The 18,203-nt window shown below is 65.0% G+C and carries 16 protein-coding genes; 9 read left to right on the top strand and 7 right to left on the bottom strand.

Annotation, left to right across the window (positions count from 1 at the left end; genetic code table 11):
* Positions 1-23: 23 nt before the first annotated feature.
* Together AC3WUT_RS01965 and AC3WUT_RS01960 are read right to left on the bottom strand one after the other, a co-directional pair.
* Entirely contained in the window at positions 24-3,503 is a 3,480-nt protein-coding gene (locus AC3WUT_RS01965) for a PAS domain-containing hybrid sensor histidine kinase/response regulator (protein ID WP_492345373.1), read from the bottom strand.
* Complete coding sequence (locus tag AC3WUT_RS01960) at positions 3,503-4,648, bottom strand: FIST signal transduction protein (RefSeq protein WP_492345372.1); 1,146 nt, start codon at positions 4,646-4,648, stop codon at positions 3,503-3,505. Before AC3WUT_RS01960 ends, AC3WUT_RS01965 begins: the two co-directional genes overlap by 1 nt.
* Positions 4,649-5,037: 389 nt before the next feature.
* Here AC3WUT_RS01960 and AC3WUT_RS01955 point away from each other — a divergent pair, with 389 nt between their 5' ends.
* A complete protein-coding gene (locus AC3WUT_RS01955; protein WP_492345371.1) occupies positions 5,038-5,349 on the top strand; it encodes a hypothetical protein in 312 nt (103 codons plus the stop codon).
* 89 nt (positions 5,350-5,438) lie between these two features.
* Here the strand turns inward: AC3WUT_RS01955 and AC3WUT_RS01950 are convergent, their stop codons facing one another.
* From AC3WUT_RS01950 to AC3WUT_RS01935, 4 genes are all read right to left on the bottom strand, one after another.
* Positions 5,439-6,572, bottom strand: a complete 1,134-nt coding sequence (locus AC3WUT_RS01950) for a branched-chain amino acid ABC transporter substrate-binding protein (RefSeq protein ID WP_492345370.1) — start codon at positions 6,570-6,572, stop codon at positions 5,439-5,441.
* A gap of 149 nt (positions 6,573-6,721) precedes the next feature.
* Positions 6,722-7,021, bottom strand: a complete 300-nt coding sequence (locus AC3WUT_RS01945; RefSeq protein ID WP_492345369.1) for a hypothetical protein — start codon at positions 7,019-7,021, stop codon at positions 6,722-6,724.
* Positions 7,021-7,455 carry a DNA polymerase III subunit chi gene (locus AC3WUT_RS01940; protein ID WP_492345368.1) on the bottom strand — a complete coding sequence of 145 codons (435 nt, stop codon included), beginning with the start codon at positions 7,453-7,455 and terminating at the stop codon, positions 7,021-7,023. The genes AC3WUT_RS01945 and AC3WUT_RS01940 overlap by 1 nt, the downstream gene beginning before the upstream one ends.
* Complete coding sequence (locus tag AC3WUT_RS01935; protein WP_492345367.1) at positions 7,452-9,035, bottom strand: leucyl aminopeptidase; 1,584 nt, start codon at positions 9,033-9,035, stop codon at positions 7,452-7,454. Before AC3WUT_RS01935 ends, AC3WUT_RS01940 begins: the two co-directional genes overlap by 4 nt.
* A gap of 22 nt (positions 9,036-9,057) precedes the next feature.
* Here AC3WUT_RS01935 and lptF point away from each other — a divergent pair, with 22 nt between their 5' ends.
* From lptF to AC3WUT_RS01910, 5 genes are all read left to right on the top strand, one after another.
* Complete coding sequence (gene lptF / locus AC3WUT_RS01930) at positions 9,058-10,164, top strand: LPS export ABC transporter permease LptF (protein ID WP_492345366.1); 1,107 nt, start codon at positions 9,058-9,060, stop codon at positions 10,162-10,164.
* The gene (gene lptG, locus AC3WUT_RS01925; protein ID WP_492345365.1) at positions 10,161-11,258 is read left to right on the top strand and encodes an LPS export ABC transporter permease LptG; all 1,098 of its coding nucleotides are present in this window, start codon (positions 10,161-10,163) and stop codon (positions 11,256-11,258) included. Before lptF ends, lptG begins: the two co-directional genes overlap by 4 nt.
* Before the next feature lie 38 nt (positions 11,259-11,296).
* On the top strand, positions 11,297-11,656 hold the full coding sequence (locus AC3WUT_RS01920; RefSeq protein ID WP_492345364.1) for a sirohydrochlorin chelatase: 360 nt from the start codon (positions 11,297-11,299) through the stop codon (positions 11,654-11,656).
* Positions 11,657-11,728: 72 nt separating this feature from the next.
* Complete coding sequence (locus AC3WUT_RS01915; RefSeq protein ID WP_492345363.1) at positions 11,729-12,670, top strand: CysB family HTH-type transcriptional regulator; 942 nt, start codon at positions 11,729-11,731, stop codon at positions 12,668-12,670.
* Between the two features lie 26 nt (positions 12,671-12,696).
* Positions 12,697-13,875, top strand: a complete 1,179-nt coding sequence (locus AC3WUT_RS01910; protein WP_492345362.1) for a pyridoxal phosphate-dependent aminotransferase — start codon at positions 12,697-12,699, stop codon at positions 13,873-13,875.
* Between the two features lie 73 nt (positions 13,876-13,948).
* On the opposite strand, the gene AC3WUT_RS01905 is transcribed toward AC3WUT_RS01910, so the two are convergent.
* Positions 13,949-15,178 carry a cyclic di-GMP phosphodiesterase gene (locus AC3WUT_RS01905; RefSeq protein WP_492345361.1) on the bottom strand — a complete coding sequence of 410 codons (1,230 nt, stop codon included), beginning with the start codon at positions 15,176-15,178 and terminating at the stop codon, positions 13,949-13,951.
* 167 nt (positions 15,179-15,345) lie between these two features.
* Between AC3WUT_RS01905 and AC3WUT_RS01900 the strand changes: the two genes are divergently transcribed.
* From AC3WUT_RS01900 to AC3WUT_RS01890, 3 genes are all read left to right on the top strand, one after another.
* Positions 15,346-15,618 (top strand): hypothetical protein, encoded by a 273-nt coding sequence (locus AC3WUT_RS01900; protein ID WP_492345360.1) that lies wholly within the window; start codon positions 15,346-15,348, stop codon positions 15,616-15,618.
* A 158-nt stretch (positions 15,619-15,776) separates the two neighbouring features.
* Positions 15,777-16,829, top strand: a complete 1,053-nt coding sequence (locus AC3WUT_RS01895; RefSeq protein WP_492345359.1) for a P1 family peptidase — start codon at positions 15,777-15,779, stop codon at positions 16,827-16,829.
* A 9-nt stretch (positions 16,830-16,838) separates the two neighbouring features.
* Positions 16,839-18,200, top strand: coding sequence for a TAXI family TRAP transporter solute-binding subunit (locus tag AC3WUT_RS01890; RefSeq protein WP_492345358.1), 1,362 nt, complete (start codon positions 16,839-16,841; stop codon positions 18,198-18,200).
* The last annotated feature ends 3 nt before the right edge of the window (positions 18,201-18,203 follow it).

The following is an 18,203-nucleotide window of genomic DNA, read 5'->3' as shown; positions in this document are numbered from 1 at the left end:
CGAAGCCGGGGCGCAGGACAGCATCATGATTCCGCCGCGCCGCGCAAGGCCTGCAAGGCCGCCGGAAAATCAAAGCCACGGATGCCCGCCTCCAGGGCACGGTAAGCGCTGCCAAGCTCGCGCTTGAACACTTCGGTGTGCTGCGCCAGCAGCTCGGCCGCGTCGGGATCGTCGTCGGCCAGCAGCGCGTCGAGTTGCTGCAGGAGTTGAAGGCGCTGCTGACGGGCCGCTTCGTCAGCGACCGGTGCCGATGCTGGTACGGGTGCGGCAGCCGGCGCCGCTGGCGCCGCTGGCGACAGCTGCGATTCGATCCCGTGCACCACCACGGTCAACTGCGACTTGAGTCGCCCGGTCAGTTCGAGGGCGGCGTCGGGATCCAAACGTTCGCTCACAAGCTCGTCGAGTTCGGTGGCCAGTTGTTGCAACCCGGTCGCGCCAATGTTGCCGGCCACGCCCTTGAGGGTGTGGGCCAGGATTTCGGCCCGCTCCCAGTCGCGCTGATCCAGGGCCTGCAGGATCTGATCGGGCACATCGCGCTGACCACTGACAAACTTGCGCAGCAGCGACAGGTAAAGCGGGATGCTTCCGATCACGCGGCGCAGGCCCTGCCCCACATCGAGGCCCGGGATCTGCAGCACCGCCCGATCCAGCAGCGAAGGGGCTTCGGTGGCACCGCTGCCCCCCGCCGAGGTGGGGGCAGCGGTCGAGGCCCGATCGTCAGTGTCTGCGCCCTCACCCGCCCCCGATTTGTCTGGAATCCAGCGCAGCAGCACGCGCCCCAGTTCTTCGGGCTCAATGGGTTTGGTCACGAAATCGACCATGCCGGCCTGCAGGCAGCGTTCGCGGTCGCTGTCTCGCGCATTGGCCGTCATGGCCACGATCGGAATGTGCTGCCACTCTTCGCGCTGGCGAATGGCCTGGGTGGCGGTGATGCCATCCATGACCGGCATCTGCATGTCCATGAGCACCAGGTCATAGGGGTTCTGGGCCACCTTGTCGAGGGCGATCTGCCCGTTGCCAGCGATGTCGACCATCAGGCCCGCGAGCCGCAGAATGCCCGCCGCCACCTCCTGGTTGAGGTCGTTGTCCTCGACCAGCAGGACGCGAGCACCGCGCACCGGCAACAGGTCCTGGCTGGTGCCGGCCCAATGGGCCTGGGCCCGGCGCTGGCGCCGACGCGCGCCACCCGGTGAGCCGAGCAGGCTGATCAGGGTGTCAAACAACAGGGACGGATTGATGGGCTTGACGATGAGGGCATCAATGCCGGCCTCGCGCGCAGCGGGCCGCAGATCTTCACGCCCATGCCCACCCACCAGCACCAGGCGGGGCGTACCGGCACGGCCCTGTGCCCGGATCTGGCGCGCCAGGTCAAGACCGGCCACGTCCGGCATTTTCCAGTCGAGAAAGGCCAGATCGATGTTGCTGTCCGGGCTACTCTGGCCCAACAAGGCCAGGGCCTCGGTGGCCGTGCCCGCCTGAAGCACCTGAAAGCTCAATGTGGTGAGCTGCTGACTGAGCAGCGCGCGGGCGCGGGGGTTGTCGTCCACCACCAGCACCCGCTTGCCACGCACGTCGGGCAGCGGCTCATGCAGCACCGGCAACTGCGTGGATTTGCGCAGGCGGGCGGTGACCCAGAAGGTGGACCCTTGGCCCAGCTCGCTCTCCACGCCCACCTCGCCCCCCATCAGCGCCGCCAGCCGCTTGCTGATCGCCAGCCCCAGCCCCGTGCCACCGTACTTGCGCGTCGTCGACGAATCCGCCTGCTGGAAGCTCTCGAACAACCTGTCCTTCTGCTCCTCGCTCAGCCCGATGCCCGTGTCCCGCACCGCCAGGTACAGCAACACCTCGCCTTCGCTCTCCTCGCGCTTTCTCACCTGGATCGTCACCTCGCCACGCTCCGTGAACTTCACCGCGTTGTTGGCATAGTTGATCAGCACCTGCCCCAGCCGCAGCGGGTCGCCCACCAGCAGCGTGGGCACATCCGGCGCCACATCAAACAGCAACTCCAGATCCTTGGCCTGTGCCTTCTCCCCCACCAGGTTGGCCACGTTCTCCAGCACCTTCTCCAGGTCCATCTCGATGTGCTCCACATCGAGCTTGCCCGCTTCCACCTTCGAAAAATCAAGAATGTCGTTGATGATCCCCAGCAGGTGCTGCCCCGAGTGCTGGATCTTGCTCACGTAGTCCGTCTGCTTGCGGTCCAGCGGCGTCTGCAGCAGCAGGTGCGACATCCCCAGCACCGCGTTCATCGGCGTTCGGATCTCATGGCTCATGTTCGCCAAGAACTCGCTCTTCGAGCGGTTCGCCGCCTCCGCCTGCTCTTTGGCCGCACGCATCTCCAGTTCGGCCAGCCGCAGACTGGTGATGTCAAAGTCGACGCCGACCATCTGGGCCAATCGCCCGTCGCTGTCGCGTGTGAGGGTGGCGGCACAGCGCAGGTAACGCTCGCTGCCATCGGCCCAGATCACACGGAACTCGATGCGCATGCCCTTGCCATTGCGCAGGGCCTGGGCAAAGGCCTCGGCCACCGCCTCACGGTCGTCGGGATGCAGGCGACGGGCCAGGTCTTTGTAGTCGCCGCTGAAATGGTCCAGATCAATCTGGAACAGGCGGGCCATCTGCTGGTCAAGCCACAGTTTGTGGGTGTTGATGTCCCAACCCCAGACCCCGACGCCTGCCGAACTGGTGGCCAGTTCCAGGCGGCTGGCAGCCTCGGCCAGCGAGGCTTCGATCTGCTTGCGGCGCGTGATGTCGGTGCGGATCGCCACGTACTGGTAGGGCATTCCATCGGCATCGAGTGACGGAACAATGGTGGCCGACACCCAGTAGATGGAGCCATCTTTGGCCCGATTGCACAGCTCGCCCTTCCAGACCTGGCCGCCCGAGATGGTGTGCCACAAAGACTCATAGAGCGATGCCGGGTGCAGCCCCGATTTCACGATGCGGTGATTGCGCCCCACCAACTCGTCACGGCGATAGCCGCTGATCTCGCAGAACTTGTCGTTGGCATGCAGGATCACGCCTTTCAGGTCGGTGACACTGACGATGGCATGCTGGTCCACCGCAAATTGCTGGTTGTCGCGCTCACGCCGACTGGCCTCCCGCTGAGAGACCAGGTCCAGCAGCAGCGAGGACAGCGACTCCAGGCTCATGTCCACATTGACCTGATCCGCCACGTCGGGCAGCAGATTGCGCACGGTGGTGTGCAACGATTCAATGGCCCGGTCACGGCTGGCAAGCTCTTGGCGCAGACGCAGGTTGGCGGCGTCCATTTCGTCAGAACTCAGCATCAGGCTGCGGGTGCGCAGCTCAAGATCCCGCTCGTATTGATCATAGGCCTCGTCTACCTGCTGAATCAAAGGCCCCAGCCCCTTCAATACCTGTGCCAGCGGCGCAGGCAAGCCGGTCGCCAAGCCCTGCAACTGGGCCAGACAGGCCTCCCACGACGGCTCGTCATCGATTCCAAGTTGGCGCTTCAGTTGGCGCCGGAGTCCGCGGTGCATCAAATCTCCAATGCTTCAGCCATCGTGGTGATGGTCATGGTCTGGTTGTGCAGTTGGCAGGGCCCTGTTTCGCCCACGGGACAGATTTCGCCATTGGAATAGAAACCTGTCAGCACGGGCCGCGGCCCCAGCACATCGCCCACCGCCTCCACTTCATCATCAACGCGGCTGCCCATGACCAGCTTGCGTCCCACACAACTCACCAGAATGGCCAGCTCATCGGCCGGCGGCGTCAGGGCCAGCGCGGCCTCGGCCGCGTGTTCAGCCCCATCGATCAGGCGATCGGTACTGGCCTGCATCAACTTGAGCTGCGCCCCCAACGGCACTTCGCCGGCCAGAATCAAGCTGCCCGTGACCTCGTCCACCCCCAGGATGGTCCGGATCAAACCGCCCGCGCTGGAGCTGGTGTCTTCCATCAGAAATGGAAACAGCAGGCCCGAGGCGGGCAAACCCCTGGCATGGTCACCGAGATAGCGTTTGTAGATGGTGAGAGCAGGTTCGCCATCCAGCTCTTGCAAGACGTTGCCTTGCACGCGTGTCACCCGCCGGGCCGGCCCGAAAGGCAGCCAGCCGCCGTAGGAACCATGCCCCAACAGCAGGCTGCTGCCATACAGGCCCAGCGCCACGGCATTGCGATCGGACACGCCTTCGTCGCCCATCACCCAGGTGCGCTCGAAAGCACCGTCGTCCCCGGCCAAGCCACCCGTGATCGGCACCGGCCGTCCCAGGCCCTGGGTCAAACCGGCCACCAGTGCACTGCCGTTGATGGCCACGCCCGGGCCATAGACCAGCACGGCCTGCAGATCGGGTGCCGCCAGCGCCTGGCCCAGGCCCTGGCCCGTCGGGAAGGAGTCCTCCATGCGGGGCACCGGCAATGTGATGCATCGCAGCCGGGTGCGATCGAACTTCAGGGCCGTGACCACACAGGCCCCCGAGGAGACCCCATCGCGCGAAATTTCACCGGCGGTCGAACAGCCGAGCAAGCGGGCCTGCGGGAAGCGCTCGCGCAGGGCCGGGTACAGGCCGCTTTGCTCAAACCAGGACACTGCACCGAACACCAGCAGGGCGTCCGGGTCCAGCGCGCGCAAAGCCTCCAAGGAGGCCCAATCTTGGGTTGTCGTCAGGATCACCTGCTGTACACGCATCTGCCAACTCCTCGCAATTCAGGGCCGGTACCGCACGGTCGCGAAGCGAGCCGGCCAACATCAACTGTAACCATAAGAACAAAGAAAAATGCCTTGCACGGCCAGGACGTGCACGCCTATTTCATCGCGGTCTTGCCCCCGTGCGGGGGGTCAATGGCCTCCCTGTGTGGGTCGCGACATGGAATTTCATTTATCGTGTTTTTTTGTATTTTTTGAATCAATTTATTTGATTCATATGATAACCACACACTGTCCCAGCAAACGATCAAAACCGACTTGCGCAGCCTGATTTTCAAACCGCCTGCGCTTTACCGTCCAGCCATCCACAAGCCAACAAGGCGCCACATGACACCGGCAGCATGAGGCCTTCAACACGGAGGACATGCACCTTGAAACTCATCCCCATCTGGCTCCCCATGGCACTCAGCCTGGCCTGCATCAGCACTGTGCAGGCACAACCCTCGGACGGCGCGGGCGGCCCCCCGCGTGGCGGCCCCCCTGCCGAGGCCGTTGCCGCCTGCAAAGGCAAGACCTCAGGCGCCAGTTGCAGCTTCACCGGTCGCCAGAACGAGACCCTGAGCGGCACCTGCGACAGCCCGCCTGAGGGCCCGCCGGGCAGCAGCAATGCCAGCAGCTCCAGCACATCGGGGGCCTTGGCCTGCCGTCCGGCCCGCCCCTCGGGGCCGCCACCGCAGCGCTGAAGACCGCCCCGGTCATGAAAAAAGCCACCCGAAGGTGGCCTTTTGAGAGCGGCAGGCACCGCTCAAAATCGCTTGAAGATCGCAGCCGATCAGTTCAGAGGCGTCTTCTTGCCATCCTTGTAGGTGTACAGGGTGATGGCCGGGTTCTTCAGCTCGCCATTGGGCTCGAACGCAATCTTCGCGGTCACGCCCTGGAAGTTGGTTTCGATCAGCTTCGGGGTGTAGACCTTCGGATCCACCGAGTTGGCCCGCTTCATCGCGTCCACCAGCACAAAGGTCGCGTCGTAGGTGTACGGGCTGTACACCTGGAACTGGTTGGGGTACTTCGCGTCGTAGCGCTTCTTCCAGGCTTCGCCACCAGGCATCTTGCCCAGCGAGGCACCGCCCTCGGCGCACACCACGTTCTCCAGCGTCTTGGCGCCCGCAGCCAGCTTGGCCAGCTCGGACGTGCAGATGCCGTCACCACCAAAGTACTTCACGTTGCCCAGACCCAGTTGCTCCATCTGGCGCAGCATCGGGCCGCCTTGCGGGTCCATGCCACCGAAGAAGATGCCGTCCGGGTTCTTGGCCTTGATCGAGGTCAAGATGGCCATGAAGTCGGTCGCCTTGTCGGTCGTGAACTGCTCGTCCACCACGGTGATGCCCTTGCTGGCGGCAATCTTCTTGAACACATCGGCCACGCCCTGGCCATAAGCCGTGCGGTCGTCGATCACGGCCACGCGCTTGAGCTTCAAGGTGTCAGCCGCATAGAAGGCCAGACCAGCGCCCAGCGCGTTGTCGTTCGAAATGATGCGGTAGGTGGTCTTGTAACCGGGCTTGGTCAGGTTGGGGTTGGTGGCAGCACCGGTGATGTGCGGGATGCCGCAGTCGTTGTACACCTTGGCAGCCGGGATGGTGGTGCCCGAGTTCAGGTGACCAACCACGCCAGCGACCTTGGCGTCGCACAGCTTCTGTGCAGCGGCCGTGCCTTGCTTGGGATCGGCTGCATCGTCTTCAGCGGCCAGTTCCCACTTGATCTTCTTGCCCCCGATCACGATGTTTTGCGTGTTCAGGTCTTCAACGGCCATGCGCGCGCCGTTCTCGTTGTCCTTGCCGTAGTGGGCCTGGGCTCCCGACATCGGGGCGACGTGGCCGATCTTCACGACCTGAACGTCTTGTGCCGAGGCAGCGCCTGCCAGAACTGCCAGGGCAGCAACAGCGGTGATTTTCAACTTCATTTGCATAAAAGACTCCGAGATAAGTGCTGAGGTTGATCTTGACTCAGTGAAAAGCACGATAGCGCAATCCTCACAACAGAAACATCAGGGAACACGATAAGTCATCAAAAACAACAGCCCCGGCATGAGGTGGGTCAAACAGGCTTCACGCGTGCTCAGCGCGGCGATGCGAGTTCCTGCGCGAGCGCCTCGGTGACCGAGCCTCGCACCACGGAATCCAGCTCTTCCCGCAGCCGGGGCAGCAGGCTGCGTGTCTGCTCCTCGATCACGTGGGCCACGGCCTGCCGCACCCGCTGCTCCAGCAAAGCGTCCACGCGCTGCATGACACGGTGCACCAGTTGCTCTTCAAAGGCCAGCGCATCCAGGGCCGGGGCCGCCACGGGCGGCGAAGCCACCTGCACCACCTCGGTCAAGGTGGGCACGAAGCGCGGAGGGACTCGGGGGGGTTGGTTCATCATGCGCCTCCTTTGACCTGGATGTCGTGGCGCTGAATGGCGTAACCACGATCGGCATAGTGACGCCAGCGGGCCCGCCCGGCCTGGCGGTCTGCGTCTTCCAGACTGACCATTTCGATCACTCGCTCAAAACGCTCAAAACCGGCCGGCACCTCGGCGCCGACGTTGACCAAGACCTGGGGCTGGCTTTGCAAAGAAAGATCGGCGGTGAGCAGCACGGGGGAATGCTGCAGCACATGGGCTTCGGCGCCTGCCGCACAGTGAGGGATGAACTCATGCGGAGCCAGCTCCCACAGGCGGGTATCCACCGTGCGCAACTGGGTCTCAGCCCCGGTCACCGTCACGCGCGCCCCTGCTGCCACCGCCTTGCGGATCAGCCGCAGCACATAGGGCAGCTTCTGCGGCATGTTGAAGTGAAAGGCGATTTCGGTCATGCCTTCTTGGCGGCAGAGGGCTTGGCACGCGCCGTACCGGCTTTGACAGCCGCCTTGACGGGCGGCTTGGTCGGCTTGTTGGCGGCAGCGGTCTTCACCGGCGCCTTGACGGCGGGCTGATTCGCATCGTGGCTGGCCTGGCTCAGCAGGTACTCCAGCAACAAGCCCACCGGCCGCCCCGTGGCGCCCTTGGCACTGCCGCTCTTCCAGGCCGTGCCCGCGATGTCGAGGTGGGCCCAGGGGAACTTGCCCGCAAAGCGCTGCAAGAACTTGGCCGCCGTGATGGCGCCACCCGCGCGGCCGGCCACGTTGGCCACATCGGCAAAATTGCTCTTGAGGCCCTCGGCGTAGTCGTCGTCCAGGGGCAGGCGCCAGCACAGGTCCTGGGCCCGGTCGCCCGCCGCCTGCAGGGCATTGGCCAGCGTGTCATCGGTGGCAAACAGGCCGGAGCGCACCGCACCCAGGGCCACCACACAGGCCCCGGTGAGGGTGGCGATGTCGACCACCGCACGCGGCTTGAAGCGCTCGGCGTAGGTCAGCGCGTCGCACAGGATCAGGCGGCCTTCGGCATCGGTGTTCAGGACCTCGATGGTCTGTCCGCTGAGGCTGGTCACGACATCACCGGGTTTGAGGGCACGGCCGTCGGGCATGTTCTCGCAGGCCGGGATCAGGCCCACCACATTGATCTTGGGTTTGAGTTCAGCCAGCGCACGGAAGGTGCCCAACACGCTGGCGGCGCCACACATGTCGAACTTCATCTCGTCCATCTCGCCCGCCGGCTTGATCGAAATGCCGCCGGTGTCGAAGGTGATGCCCTTGCCCACCAGCACCACCGGCGCCTGGGTGCGGGCGGCGCCCTGGTAGCGCAGCACGATGAAACGCAGTTCCTGCTCGGAGCCACGGGCCACCGCCATGAACGAACCCATGCCCAGCTTGGCCACATCACGCGGCAGCAGAACCTCGCATTGCACCCCCGAGCCCCGGCTGGCCAGGGCCTTGGCGGCGGCCGCCAGATCGGTGGGGGTGGCATGGTTGGCTGGGCGATTGCCCCACTCTTTGGCCAGTTCGATCCCCGTCACGGCAGCGCTGGCCTGGGCCAGGGCGGCACGCTGCTCGGCGTTGGGGGTGGTCGCGAGGCCCAGCGTCACTTTTTGCAACACACGGCCTTCGGCCCGTGATTTGGTGGCGGTGTAGACGTAACTGCCATCAGCCAAGGCCTGAACAGCCGAGCGCACGGCCGAGGCGGAGACCTCGGCGCCGGCAAACACCACCGACAGGCGCTTGACGGACTCGGCACGTACCGTGGCCACCGCGGCCTGCACGGCCTGGCGCACAGGCTTGGCGCTGCCATCGCCCACACCGGCAAACACGACCCGGGCACTGCTGACGCCGGCCAGCCGGTAGGCCGACAACAAACGAGCCGCCTTGGTACCGAAATCTTCGGCCTTGAGGGCTTGCGCGAGCACGGCGGACAAGGTGTCCTGGCCGGGCTTGAAGCCCTCAGGCACCAGGATCACCAGAAGATCAGCCTTCTCGGCAGCGGCCGCAGACAGGCTGAGGGGTTTCAGTTCAAAGTTCATAATCACCCTTTTATCTCGTTCTATGTTATTCCATTCAACTCTGCGCAAGGAACTGGCCCGCAGTTTCGGCGCCACGCTGGTGGTGCTGGCCACGGTGGTCATGACCATGATGCTGATCCGCACGCTGGGGCAGGCCTCTCGGGGTGCCGTCAGCCCGTCCGACGTGATGATGGTCATGGGCTACACGGTGCTGGGCCACCTGCCCACCATCCTGGCGCTGAGCCTGTTTGTTTCGATTGTCGGCACCTTGTCACGCATGTACCGTGACAGCGAGATGGTGATCTGGTTTGCCAGCGGACGGGGCTTGGCCAGCTTTGTCTCCCCCCTGTTCCGCTTTGCCTGGCCCGTGCTGCTGGTGATTGCCTTGCTGGCCCTGGTGGGCTGGCCCTGGTCCAACCAGCAGGTGCAGGACATGCGTGACCACTATGAAAAGCGCGGCGACGTGGAGCGGGTGGCCCCAGGGCAGTTCCAGGAATCAGCCAATGGGGCGCGGGTGTTTTTTGTGGACAAGCAGTCCAACGACAACACCACCGGCAACAACGTGTTCATCGCGGCCCAGGAGCACGGCAAGGAGGCGGTCACCTCGGCCCGCACGGCGCGCATCGAAACCCTTCAACACGGGCGCTACGTGCTGCTCAGCCAGGGGCAGCGCATGGAACAATTGATGAGCGATGGCAGCATCAAAGTCAGCGATTTCAGCGAATACGGCACCCTGATCGGCAGCAACAGCCTGGGCGATGCCGATGACGGCCCGACCAAGGCCATGTCGACCTTGCGCCTGTTGCGCGAGCCCACCCCCCCCAACCTGGGCGAACTGACCTGGCGCCTGGGCCTGGCCCTGGCGGGCCTCAACTTTGTGGTGCTGGCCCTGGCAGTGTCGGTGGTCAACCCACGGGCCGGGCGCGCGGGCAGCCTGGTGTTCGCCCTGTTTGCCTTTGTGGTGTATTACAACTTCATCAACCTGGGGCAGAACTGGGTGGCCAACAGCAGCATTCAGGCGGGGCAGTTCATGCTGTTGCTGCATGGGGGTGCCGGCATCGTGGGCCTGGCCTTGCTGGCCAAGCGCCATTACAACTGGAGTTGGCGCCACCTGCTGCTTCGCCGGTTGAGCGCAAGGGAGTCGACATGAACACGATCCGCCGATACCTGTATGGGCAGATCCTGAGCGCGGTGTCCTTTGTGACCCTGGGCTTTCTGGCGCTGTTCTTCTTTTTCGATCTGGTGGATGAATTGCGCTGGGTGAACCAGGGCGGCTACCACATCACCCAGGCCCTGATGTATGTGGGCCTGGCCATTCCGAGCCACCTGTATGAGCTGTTTCCGATCACTGTGCTGATCGGCACCATCTTCGTGATGGCCAACCTGGCTCAGAGCTCCGAGTTCACCATTCTGCGCACCAGCGGCCTGGGGCCATGGCGGGCGCTGGGCACCCTGCTGGTGCTGGGCCTGGCCTTTGTGCTGACCACCTTTGCCGTGGGCGACTACCTGGCGCCGGCAGCCGAGCGAGCAGGCCAGTTGATGAAGGCCCGCTACCAGGGCCGCCTGACCACGGGGCAGACCGGTGCCTGGATGAAGGAGCGCCAGGCCTACAGTTCGTATGCCGTGAACATTGCGCGAATGCGGCCGGATGGCGGCATGCAAAAGATCCGCATCTTCGAGTTCGACCCGCAGGGGCGCCTCGTGTCGATGACGCGTGCAGAGACCGGACACTTCAACAAGGACGATTCGTGGCAGCTGGAGGACGTGCAGCGCAGCGAGTTCCCCAACGAAGAGCGATCCAGCGCGCGCATCGACCAGAGCAAGGTGCCTCATCTGCGCTGGCCGACCCAGATCACCGCCGAAATGGCCTCGGCCGCCTTGCTCAAGCCCGACCGCATGCGCACGATCGACCTGTTCGAATACATCCAGCACCTGGATGCCAACGGACAAAGTGCACAGAGCTATGAGATCGAGTTCTGGCGCAAGGTCTTTTACCCGCTGAGTTGCCTGGTGATGGTGGTGCTGGCCCTGCCCTTTGCCTACCTGCACTTCCGTTCGGGTGGCATTGCCACCTATGTGTTTGGCGGCGTGATGGCGGGCATCAGCTTCTTCCTGCTCAACAACGTGTTCGGCTACATCGGCAACCTGCAGAACTGGGTGCCCTGGGTGGTGGCTGCCGCGCCTGGCCTGATTTATTCATTGATGTCGCTGGCCGCTTTTGGCTGGCTGGTGTTGCGACGCTGACCCCGACCGCCTGCCGTCCGAGAAACGAGACCCGAACCATGACCGCCATCATCTTGTTTGCCCACGGCTCCCGCGATCCGGCCTGGGCACGCCCCATCGAAGCCGTGGCCCAGCGCGTGCGCGAACGCTCGCCGGGCACCCGCGTGTGCTGCGCCTACCTCGAACTCACCGCCCCCAGCCTGCCCGAGGCCGCAGCCGCACTGGTCGCCGAGGGCGCCACCCAGGTGCGCGTGGTGCCCATGTTCCTGGGGGTGGGCCGCCATGCCCGCGAAGACCTGCCGGTGCTGATGGCCGAGCTGGCCCGCCAGCACCCGGCGGTGGTGTTCGATCAAAGCGATGCAGTGGGTGAACACCCCGACATCCTGGACGCCCTGGCCGTGGTCGCCCTGGCACCGTGAAGGGAGCCAGGGGCGGCCAGTTTCAATAGACTTCTGCAGCATAATGCCCGGAATCTTTAGCCGATATTCGATATGAACCTGCACCAATTCCGCTTCGTCCAGGAGGCCGCTCGGCGCAATCTGAACCTGACCGAAGCCGCCAAGGCGCTCCACACCTCGCAACCCGGTGTGTCCAAGGCGATCATCGAACTCGAAGAGGAATTGGGGGTTGAAATCTTTGCCCGGCACGGCAAGCGCCTCAAACGCATCACCGAGCCGGGCCAGCACGTGCTCAAAAGCATCGAGTTGATCATGCGCGAAGTGGGCAACCTGCGCCGCATCGGCGAACAGTTCAGCGCCCAGGACAGCGGCACGCTGTCGATTGCCACCACCCACACCCAGGCCCGCTATGTGCTGCCCGTACCGGTGGCGCGACTGCGCGAGGCCTACCCCAAGGTCAACGTCAGCCTGCACCAGGGTGCCCCCGACCAGGTGGCGCGCATGGTGCTCGACGAGATCGCCGAAATCGGCATTGCCACCGAATCCCTGGCCGACTATGCCGACCTGGTCACCCTGCCCTGTTACGAATGGCAGCACGTACTGGTGCTTCCGCCTGAGCACCCCTTGGCGCAGAAAGAGCGCCTCAGCCTCGAAGACATTGCCCACGAGCCGTTGATCACCTATCACCCCTCGTTCACAGGGCGCACCCGCATCGATCAGGCCTTTGCGGCCAAGAAGCTGCAACCGCGCATCGCGCTGGAAGCCATCGACTCCGACGTGATCAAGACCTATGTGCGCCTGGGTCTGGGCGTGGGCATCGTGGCCGAGATGGCGGTGCGCGACGACCCCATTGGCGACCTGGCCGTGCGCCCCATGGGGCATCTGTTTGGCCAGAACGTGGCCCGCGTGGCCTTCAAGCGCAGCGCCTACCTGCGCAATTTCGTGTTCAAATTTGCCGAGTTGCTGAGCGACCGCCTCAGCCGAGACCTGATCGCCAAGGCCCTGAGCGGCCACGTGAACGACTACGAACTCTGATCCACCTCACCCATTCGCCTCCAGCCATGAGCACCACCGCCAGCCCGGCCATCGGCCGCACCCCTCCGCTGCAAACCAAGCTGCCTGCCGTGGGCACCACGATTTTCACGGTGATGTCGGCCCTGGCCACCGAGACGGGCGCCGTCAACCTGGGCCAGGGCTTCCCCGACTTCAACTGCGACCCGCGCCTGGTGGACGACGTCACCCAGGCGATGCAGCAGGGTCTGAATCAGTACCCCCCGATGGCCGGCGTGCCAGCGCTGCGCGAAGCCATCTCTCGCAAGATCGAAGCCCTCCATGGCCGCCACTACAGCGCCGCCGACGAGATCACCGTCACGGCCGGCGCCACGCAAGCCATCATCACCGCCATCCTGGCCATCGTGCGGGCTGGTGACGAAGTGATCGTCCTGGAGCCTTGCTACGACAGCTACGTGCCCAACATCGAATTGGCCGGCGGCGTGGTGGTGCGCGTGCCACTCACACCTGGTACCTTCCGCCCCGATTTCGACCTGATTGCGGCCGCCATCACGCCGCGCACCCGCGCCATCCTGATCAACTCGCCACACAACCCCAGTGCCACCGTGTGGAGCGAAGCTGACATGCTGCGCCTGCAAGACCTGCTGGCCCCGACGGATATCTTCCTGATCAGCGACGAGGTTTACGAGCACATGGTGTTCGACGGCCAGACCCACCAGAGCGCCGCGCGCTTTGCCGGCCTGGCAGCGCGTGCCTTCATCGTCTCGAGCTTTGGCAAGACCTACCACGTGACCGGCTGGAAAGTGGGCTATGTGGCCGCACCAGCCCCTTTGACGGCCGAGTTCCGCAAGGTGCACCAGTTCAACGTGTTCACGGTCAACACCCCGGTGCAGCATGCACTGGCCCGCTACATGGCCGACCCCAGCCCCTACCTGGAACTGCCAGCCTTCTACCAGCGCAAGCGGGATCTGTTCCGTGCCGGCCTGGAGCGCACCCGCTTCAAGCTGCTGCCCAGCGAGGGCAGTTACTTCCAGTGCGTGGACATTTCCGAGGTCAGCGATCTGGGCGAGGCCGACTTTGCCCAGTGGCTCACCCGCGAGATCGGCGTCGCCGCCATCCCGCTGTCAGCCTTTTATGGCAATGGCTTTGATCAGCGGGTGGTGCGTTTCTGCTTTGCCAAGAAGGATGAAACCTTGCAGGCAGCGCTCGACCGGCTGGCCAAGTTGTAAGCGGGCCACGGGGCCCGTGCTGGCATCGGGCCCACCGCCCGGCCCATTCCTGGGCGGGCCACCACCAAGGTCCTCAGGCCTCTGACCAGATCTCGTCCAGGTACTTGAAGCCCCACTTTTCCTTGTCTTCCACGGCCACGATCTTCTCGTGGCTGTGACGTCCCGCCAGGTCCAGCACCTGGCGCGAAATGGGCTCGTTCGACTTGAGCGAGAAGAACACCGTGACCTTGGGGGTGAGCAGCGAGCTGTCGTTCTGCTCGGTCACCACCGCCAGGCGCCCGGACTCCAGCCGGACCAGCGAGCCCACAGGGTAGATGCCGATGCTGCGGATGAAGGCCTTCAGGATCACAGGGTCGAAATGGCCGGCCCACGAGTTCATGCGCCGGATCGATGTGCCCGGATCCCAGCCGGCCTTGTAGGGCCGGTTGGACGTGACGGCGTCATACACGTCGCAAACCGCACCCATGCGGGCCATCAGCGTGATGTCGGTGCTCTTGAGGCGGTGCGGGTAGCCGGAGCCATCCACCTTCTCATGGTGATGAAGTGCGATGTCCAACGTGGCCTCCGTGGCACCACCGCCCTCCTTGAGCAGCGTCCAGCCGGCCTCAGGGTGGCGTTTCATGATGCCGTACTCGCCTTCGGTCAGACTGCCGGGCTTGTTGAGCACCTCAAGCGGCATCAAGGCCTTGCCCAAGTCGTGCATAAGGCCGCCCATGGCCGCATCACGGCTTTGGGCCTCATCCAGCCCCAGTTGGCGGGCCAGCGCCACCATCAGGGCGCACACCGCCACTGAGTGCATGTAGGTGTAGTCGTCTCGGTTCTTCAGCCGCACGATGCTGACCAGGGCGCCGGGATTGCGCATCACCGAAGAAGTGACCTCTTCTACCAGCGGCAGGGCCCCGTTGACGTCGATGGCCTTGCCAAGGCGCACATCATTGAACAAAGAAGTGACGGCATCGCGGCTTTGCAGCAGGATGCGCTTGGCCTGCACCAACTCCTGGCTCATGCTGGTGGCCGGCTGGCGTACCGGGGCGGCAGGCGCGGGCGCAGCAACCGGCGCAGCGGGGGGGGCCGACACCACCTCGACAGTGGGCACAGGCACAGGCGCAGGTTCGGGCAAACCACAGCCGCGAGAGAGATCGATCCACAGCTCGGTGACCCCGCTGGCCATGATCAAGTCGAGGTCTTTTTGATCTTCCAGCAAAAAGGCACTGCGCCAGAAAGGGTGGTGCAACCAGGACCCTTCGAACTTGTGCACATACATGCCGAGCCTCAATTGCTTGGCATTTATGAGTTTCAACATGTTTCTATTCTAGGAAGTGACAAGCCCAGTCCGAGGGGGCCGATCAAAAAATCAGCGAATTCAAGGAAAATGCCGCAAGACAAATGCGAATGCGATCAGAAATTTCGCATTTCCTCCGCCCAACGAACAAAGTCCACCGCTGCCAAAGGCAGCCCCGCCCAGCCCCCATGACGCCATCCCATCAACTTGACGCCCTGACCTCCTTGTTCGACAGTTTGCGCAGCGGCAGCCTGTCACCCCACGAGTTCAGTCACCAGGCCCGCCTTTTCGAGATCTTGCTGGCCGCGCTGCCCCCCGCATTTGGCGAGGTTCTGGGGCAGTTGCTGGACCGGCTGGAGTCTTCGGCCCTGTTCTCGGAAGAGAGCTGCTCGTTCAGCCAACAGGGCCTGATCGACCACCTGCAGGTCTGGATCGACAAGGCGCGCAGCCGCCTGGCCTGAGCTGGCCCAATGCGCCGGCCAGCCCGGTTCGCGAAAATGGGCGGCCGGTCGGGCGCCTTGGGCAAGTCGTGGGCGCCTGAGGCACGCAGGGCTTGCCAGCCGCCTGCGCCCATAATCGGGCGCTGCCTTTCATCGCCCTCGCCCCCCAGCCACACCGAATGACCCAAGCCGTCCGCTCCCCCCTCCCCACCCCGGCCACCTTGCGCCGCCGCCACCCTGGCAGCATCACCGACGTGCCCGGCATCGAGGTGGGACATTTCACCGACCCGCGCCGACCCACCGGCTGCACCGCCATCCTGGCCCGCGAAGGTGCGGTAGCCGGTGTGGACGTGCGCGGCGCGGCCCCTGGCACGCGCGAGACCGACTTGCTCGACCCCTCCAACCTGGTTCAGCAGGTGCATGCCATCGTGCTGGCCGGTGGCAGCGCCTGGGGGCTGGAGGCCGCCACGGGTGCCGTGCGCTGGCTGGAGGAGCAAGGCGTCGGCTTCAACGTGGGCGTGGGTCGCCTGCCCATCGTGCCCTCGGCCGTGCTGTTCGATCTGCTGGTCGGCGACATGCGCATCCGCCCGGACGCGGCTGCGGGTTACGCGGCCTGCGCGGCGGCCGGCACCCGACGACCTGCCGAAGGCAACGCCGGCGCCGGCACGGGCGCCGCCGTGGGCAAGATCTTCGGCATCGACCGGGCCATGAAAGGGGGCGTGGGCACCGCTTCGTTGACCGTGGCCGGGGTCACCGTGGGCGCTTTGGTCGCCTGTAACGCGCTGGGGGATGTGATCGACCCCGACACCGGCGCCGTCGTCGCCGGCGCCCGCACCCTGAACGGAAAAAATCTGCTGGACAGCCGACGCGCCCTGCTGCGCGGCGAGCCACCCAAACCTTTGCTGCCTGGCACCAACACCACCCTGGCCGTGGTGGCCACCGATGCCCCCCTGAGCAAGACCCAGACACACCGGCTGGCCGTCTCAGGGCATGACGGCCTGGCCCGGGCCATCAACCCGGTGCACACCCCCTCGGACGGCGACACCGTGTTCGCATTGGCGACCGGGCGTGCCGCCAGTTCGCCGGGCATGATGGTACTGGCCACCCTGGCTGCCGAAGTGACGGCCCGCGCCACCTTGAACGCCGTGCTGGCAGCCCGTGGCCTGACCACGGCGGAGGGCCTGCACCTGCCTGCGGCCGCCGATGTGTACCGGCCACGCCGAGCACGCTGAGGAGTCGCCATGTCCAGCCTGTCACGCACCCTGCGTTATTACCTGCTCACCCTGCGCGACCTGCTGGTGTCTGCGGGGCCCATCGCTCTGTTGCCCGTGCTGTTGCTCGGGCTGGCCTACTGGTGGCTCAACCCCAACCCGCCACGCGAGGTGACCCTGGCCACCGGCCCAGCCCAGAGCGCTTACGAACGCTTTGGCAAGGCCTATGCCGAGGCCTTGGCCCGCGAAGGCATCACCGTGCACTTGCTACCTTCCGAGGGCTCGGCCGCCAACCTGCAGTTGCTGGCTGAAGGTCGCGCCGACCTGGGTTTTGTACAGGGCGGCACAGCCTCGGCCGAGACCGCCGACGACGACCAGGCCCTGGTGTCGCTGGGCAGCCTGTTTGTCGAACCGATCTGGGTGTTTTACCGGCCCAGCGCGACAGCCGCAGAGCAGGCCAGCAGCAGCCGCCCACTCAACAGCCTGGTTCAGTTGCGTGGCCTGCGCGTCAACGTGGGGGCCCCCGGTACCGGTGTGCCGGCCTTGATGAACCAGATGCTGCAGGCCAATGGCCTGGACCCGGCCAAACTCAAGCTGTCGCACCTGGCCCAGACCGAGGCCACGGTGGCGTTTCTGGCGGGTGAACTGGATGCGGTGGTGTTTGCCTCGGCCCCCGAATCGGCCTTTGTGCGCATGCTGCTTCAGACCCCCGGCGTGCAGTTGATGAATTTTGTGCAAAGCGAGGCCTATGCACGGCGCTTTCCCTACCTGAGCCCGGTGACCCTGCCGCGTGGCATGGTGGATCTGGCACGTGACTTGCCGGGGCGGGACCTGCGCCTGGTGGCCTCGACCACTTCGCTGCTCGCCCACGAAGACACCCACCCGGCCCTGCAGCAGCTGTTTGCCCAACAGGCCTTGCGCCTGCATGGCGGGGCGGGCTGGTTCAACCGGGCGCGCGAGTTTCCCAACCTCAACCACAGCGAACTGCCGCTGAGCCGTGAAGCCGAGCGCGCCTACACCGAGGGCCCGTCGATCCTGCAGCGGCACCTGCCCTTCTGGCTGGCCAACCTGGTGCAGCGCATGGCCCTGGCCCTGGGCGTGATCGTGGCCATCGTGCTGCCCTTGAGCCGGGTGGTGCCACCGCTGTATACCTTCCGGGTGCGCTCACGGGTGTTCCGCTGGTACGGGCGCCTGCGCGACATCGAAGGCCGCTTCGACCGCCAGGAAGCCGATGCGCCCAGCCTGTTGGCCGAGCTTGACGAGGTGGAACAGCAACTCAGCCACATCCACCTGCCCCTGTCCTACACCGACGAGTTGTACGCGCTGCGCAGCCACCTGCTGTGGGTGCGCCGCCGCCTGAGCGGCGAGCCCGTGCCCAGCACCACCGCCTGAGCA

The sequence above is a fragment of the Curvibacter sp. EU05-FHT14A10 genome (genome assembly GCF_058791075.1).
The sequence above is the reverse complement of the archived record's forward strand: the minus strand, read 5'-3'. Positions and strand labels throughout refer to the sequence as shown.

Bases quoted from the DNA above. Each gene is read 5' to 3' on its own strand.
- AC3WUT_RS01965 (WP_492345373.1), bottom strand. From the start codon at position 3,503: ATGCACCGCGGACTCCGGCGCCAACTGAAGCGCCAACTTGGAATCGAT.
- AC3WUT_RS01960 (WP_492345372.1), bottom strand. From the start codon at position 4,648: ATGCGTGTACAGCAGGTGATCCTGACGACAACCCAAGATTGGGCCTCC.
- AC3WUT_RS01950 (WP_492345370.1), bottom strand. From the start codon at position 6,572: ATGCAAATGAAGTTGAAAATCACCGCTGTTGCTGCCCTGGCAGTTCTG.
- AC3WUT_RS01945 (WP_492345369.1), bottom strand. From the start codon at position 7,021: ATGAACCAACCCCCCCGAGTCCCTCCGCGCTTCGTGCCCACCTTGACC.
- AC3WUT_RS01940 (WP_492345368.1), bottom strand. From the start codon at position 7,455: ATGACCGAAATCGCCTTTCACTTCAACATGCCGCAGAAGCTGCCCTAT.
- AC3WUT_RS01935 (WP_492345367.1), bottom strand. From the start codon at position 9,035: ATGAACTTTGAACTGAAACCCCTCAGCCTGTCTGCGGCCGCTGCCGAG.
- lptF (WP_492345366.1), top strand. From the start codon at position 9,058: ATGTTATTCCATTCAACTCTGCGCAAGGAACTGGCCCGCAGTTTCGGC.
- lptG (WP_492345365.1), top strand. From the start codon at position 10,161: ATGAACACGATCCGCCGATACCTGTATGGGCAGATCCTGAGCGCGGTG.
- AC3WUT_RS01920 (WP_492345364.1), top strand. From the start codon at position 11,297: ATGACCGCCATCATCTTGTTTGCCCACGGCTCCCGCGATCCGGCCTGG.
- AC3WUT_RS01915 (WP_492345363.1), top strand. From the start codon at position 11,729: ATGAACCTGCACCAATTCCGCTTCGTCCAGGAGGCCGCTCGGCGCAAT.
- AC3WUT_RS01910 (WP_492345362.1), top strand. From the start codon at position 12,697: ATGAGCACCACCGCCAGCCCGGCCATCGGCCGCACCCCTCCGCTGCAA.
- AC3WUT_RS01905 (WP_492345361.1), bottom strand. From the start codon at position 15,178: ATGTTGAAACTCATAAATGCCAAGCAATTGAGGCTCGGCATGTATGTG.
- AC3WUT_RS01900 (WP_492345360.1), top strand. From the start codon at position 15,346: ATGACGCCATCCCATCAACTTGACGCCCTGACCTCCTTGTTCGACAGT.
- AC3WUT_RS01895 (WP_492345359.1), top strand. From the start codon at position 15,777: ATGACCCAAGCCGTCCGCTCCCCCCTCCCCACCCCGGCCACCTTGCGC.
- AC3WUT_RS01890 (WP_492345358.1), top strand. From the start codon at position 16,839: ATGTCCAGCCTGTCACGCACCCTGCGTTATTACCTGCTCACCCTGCGC.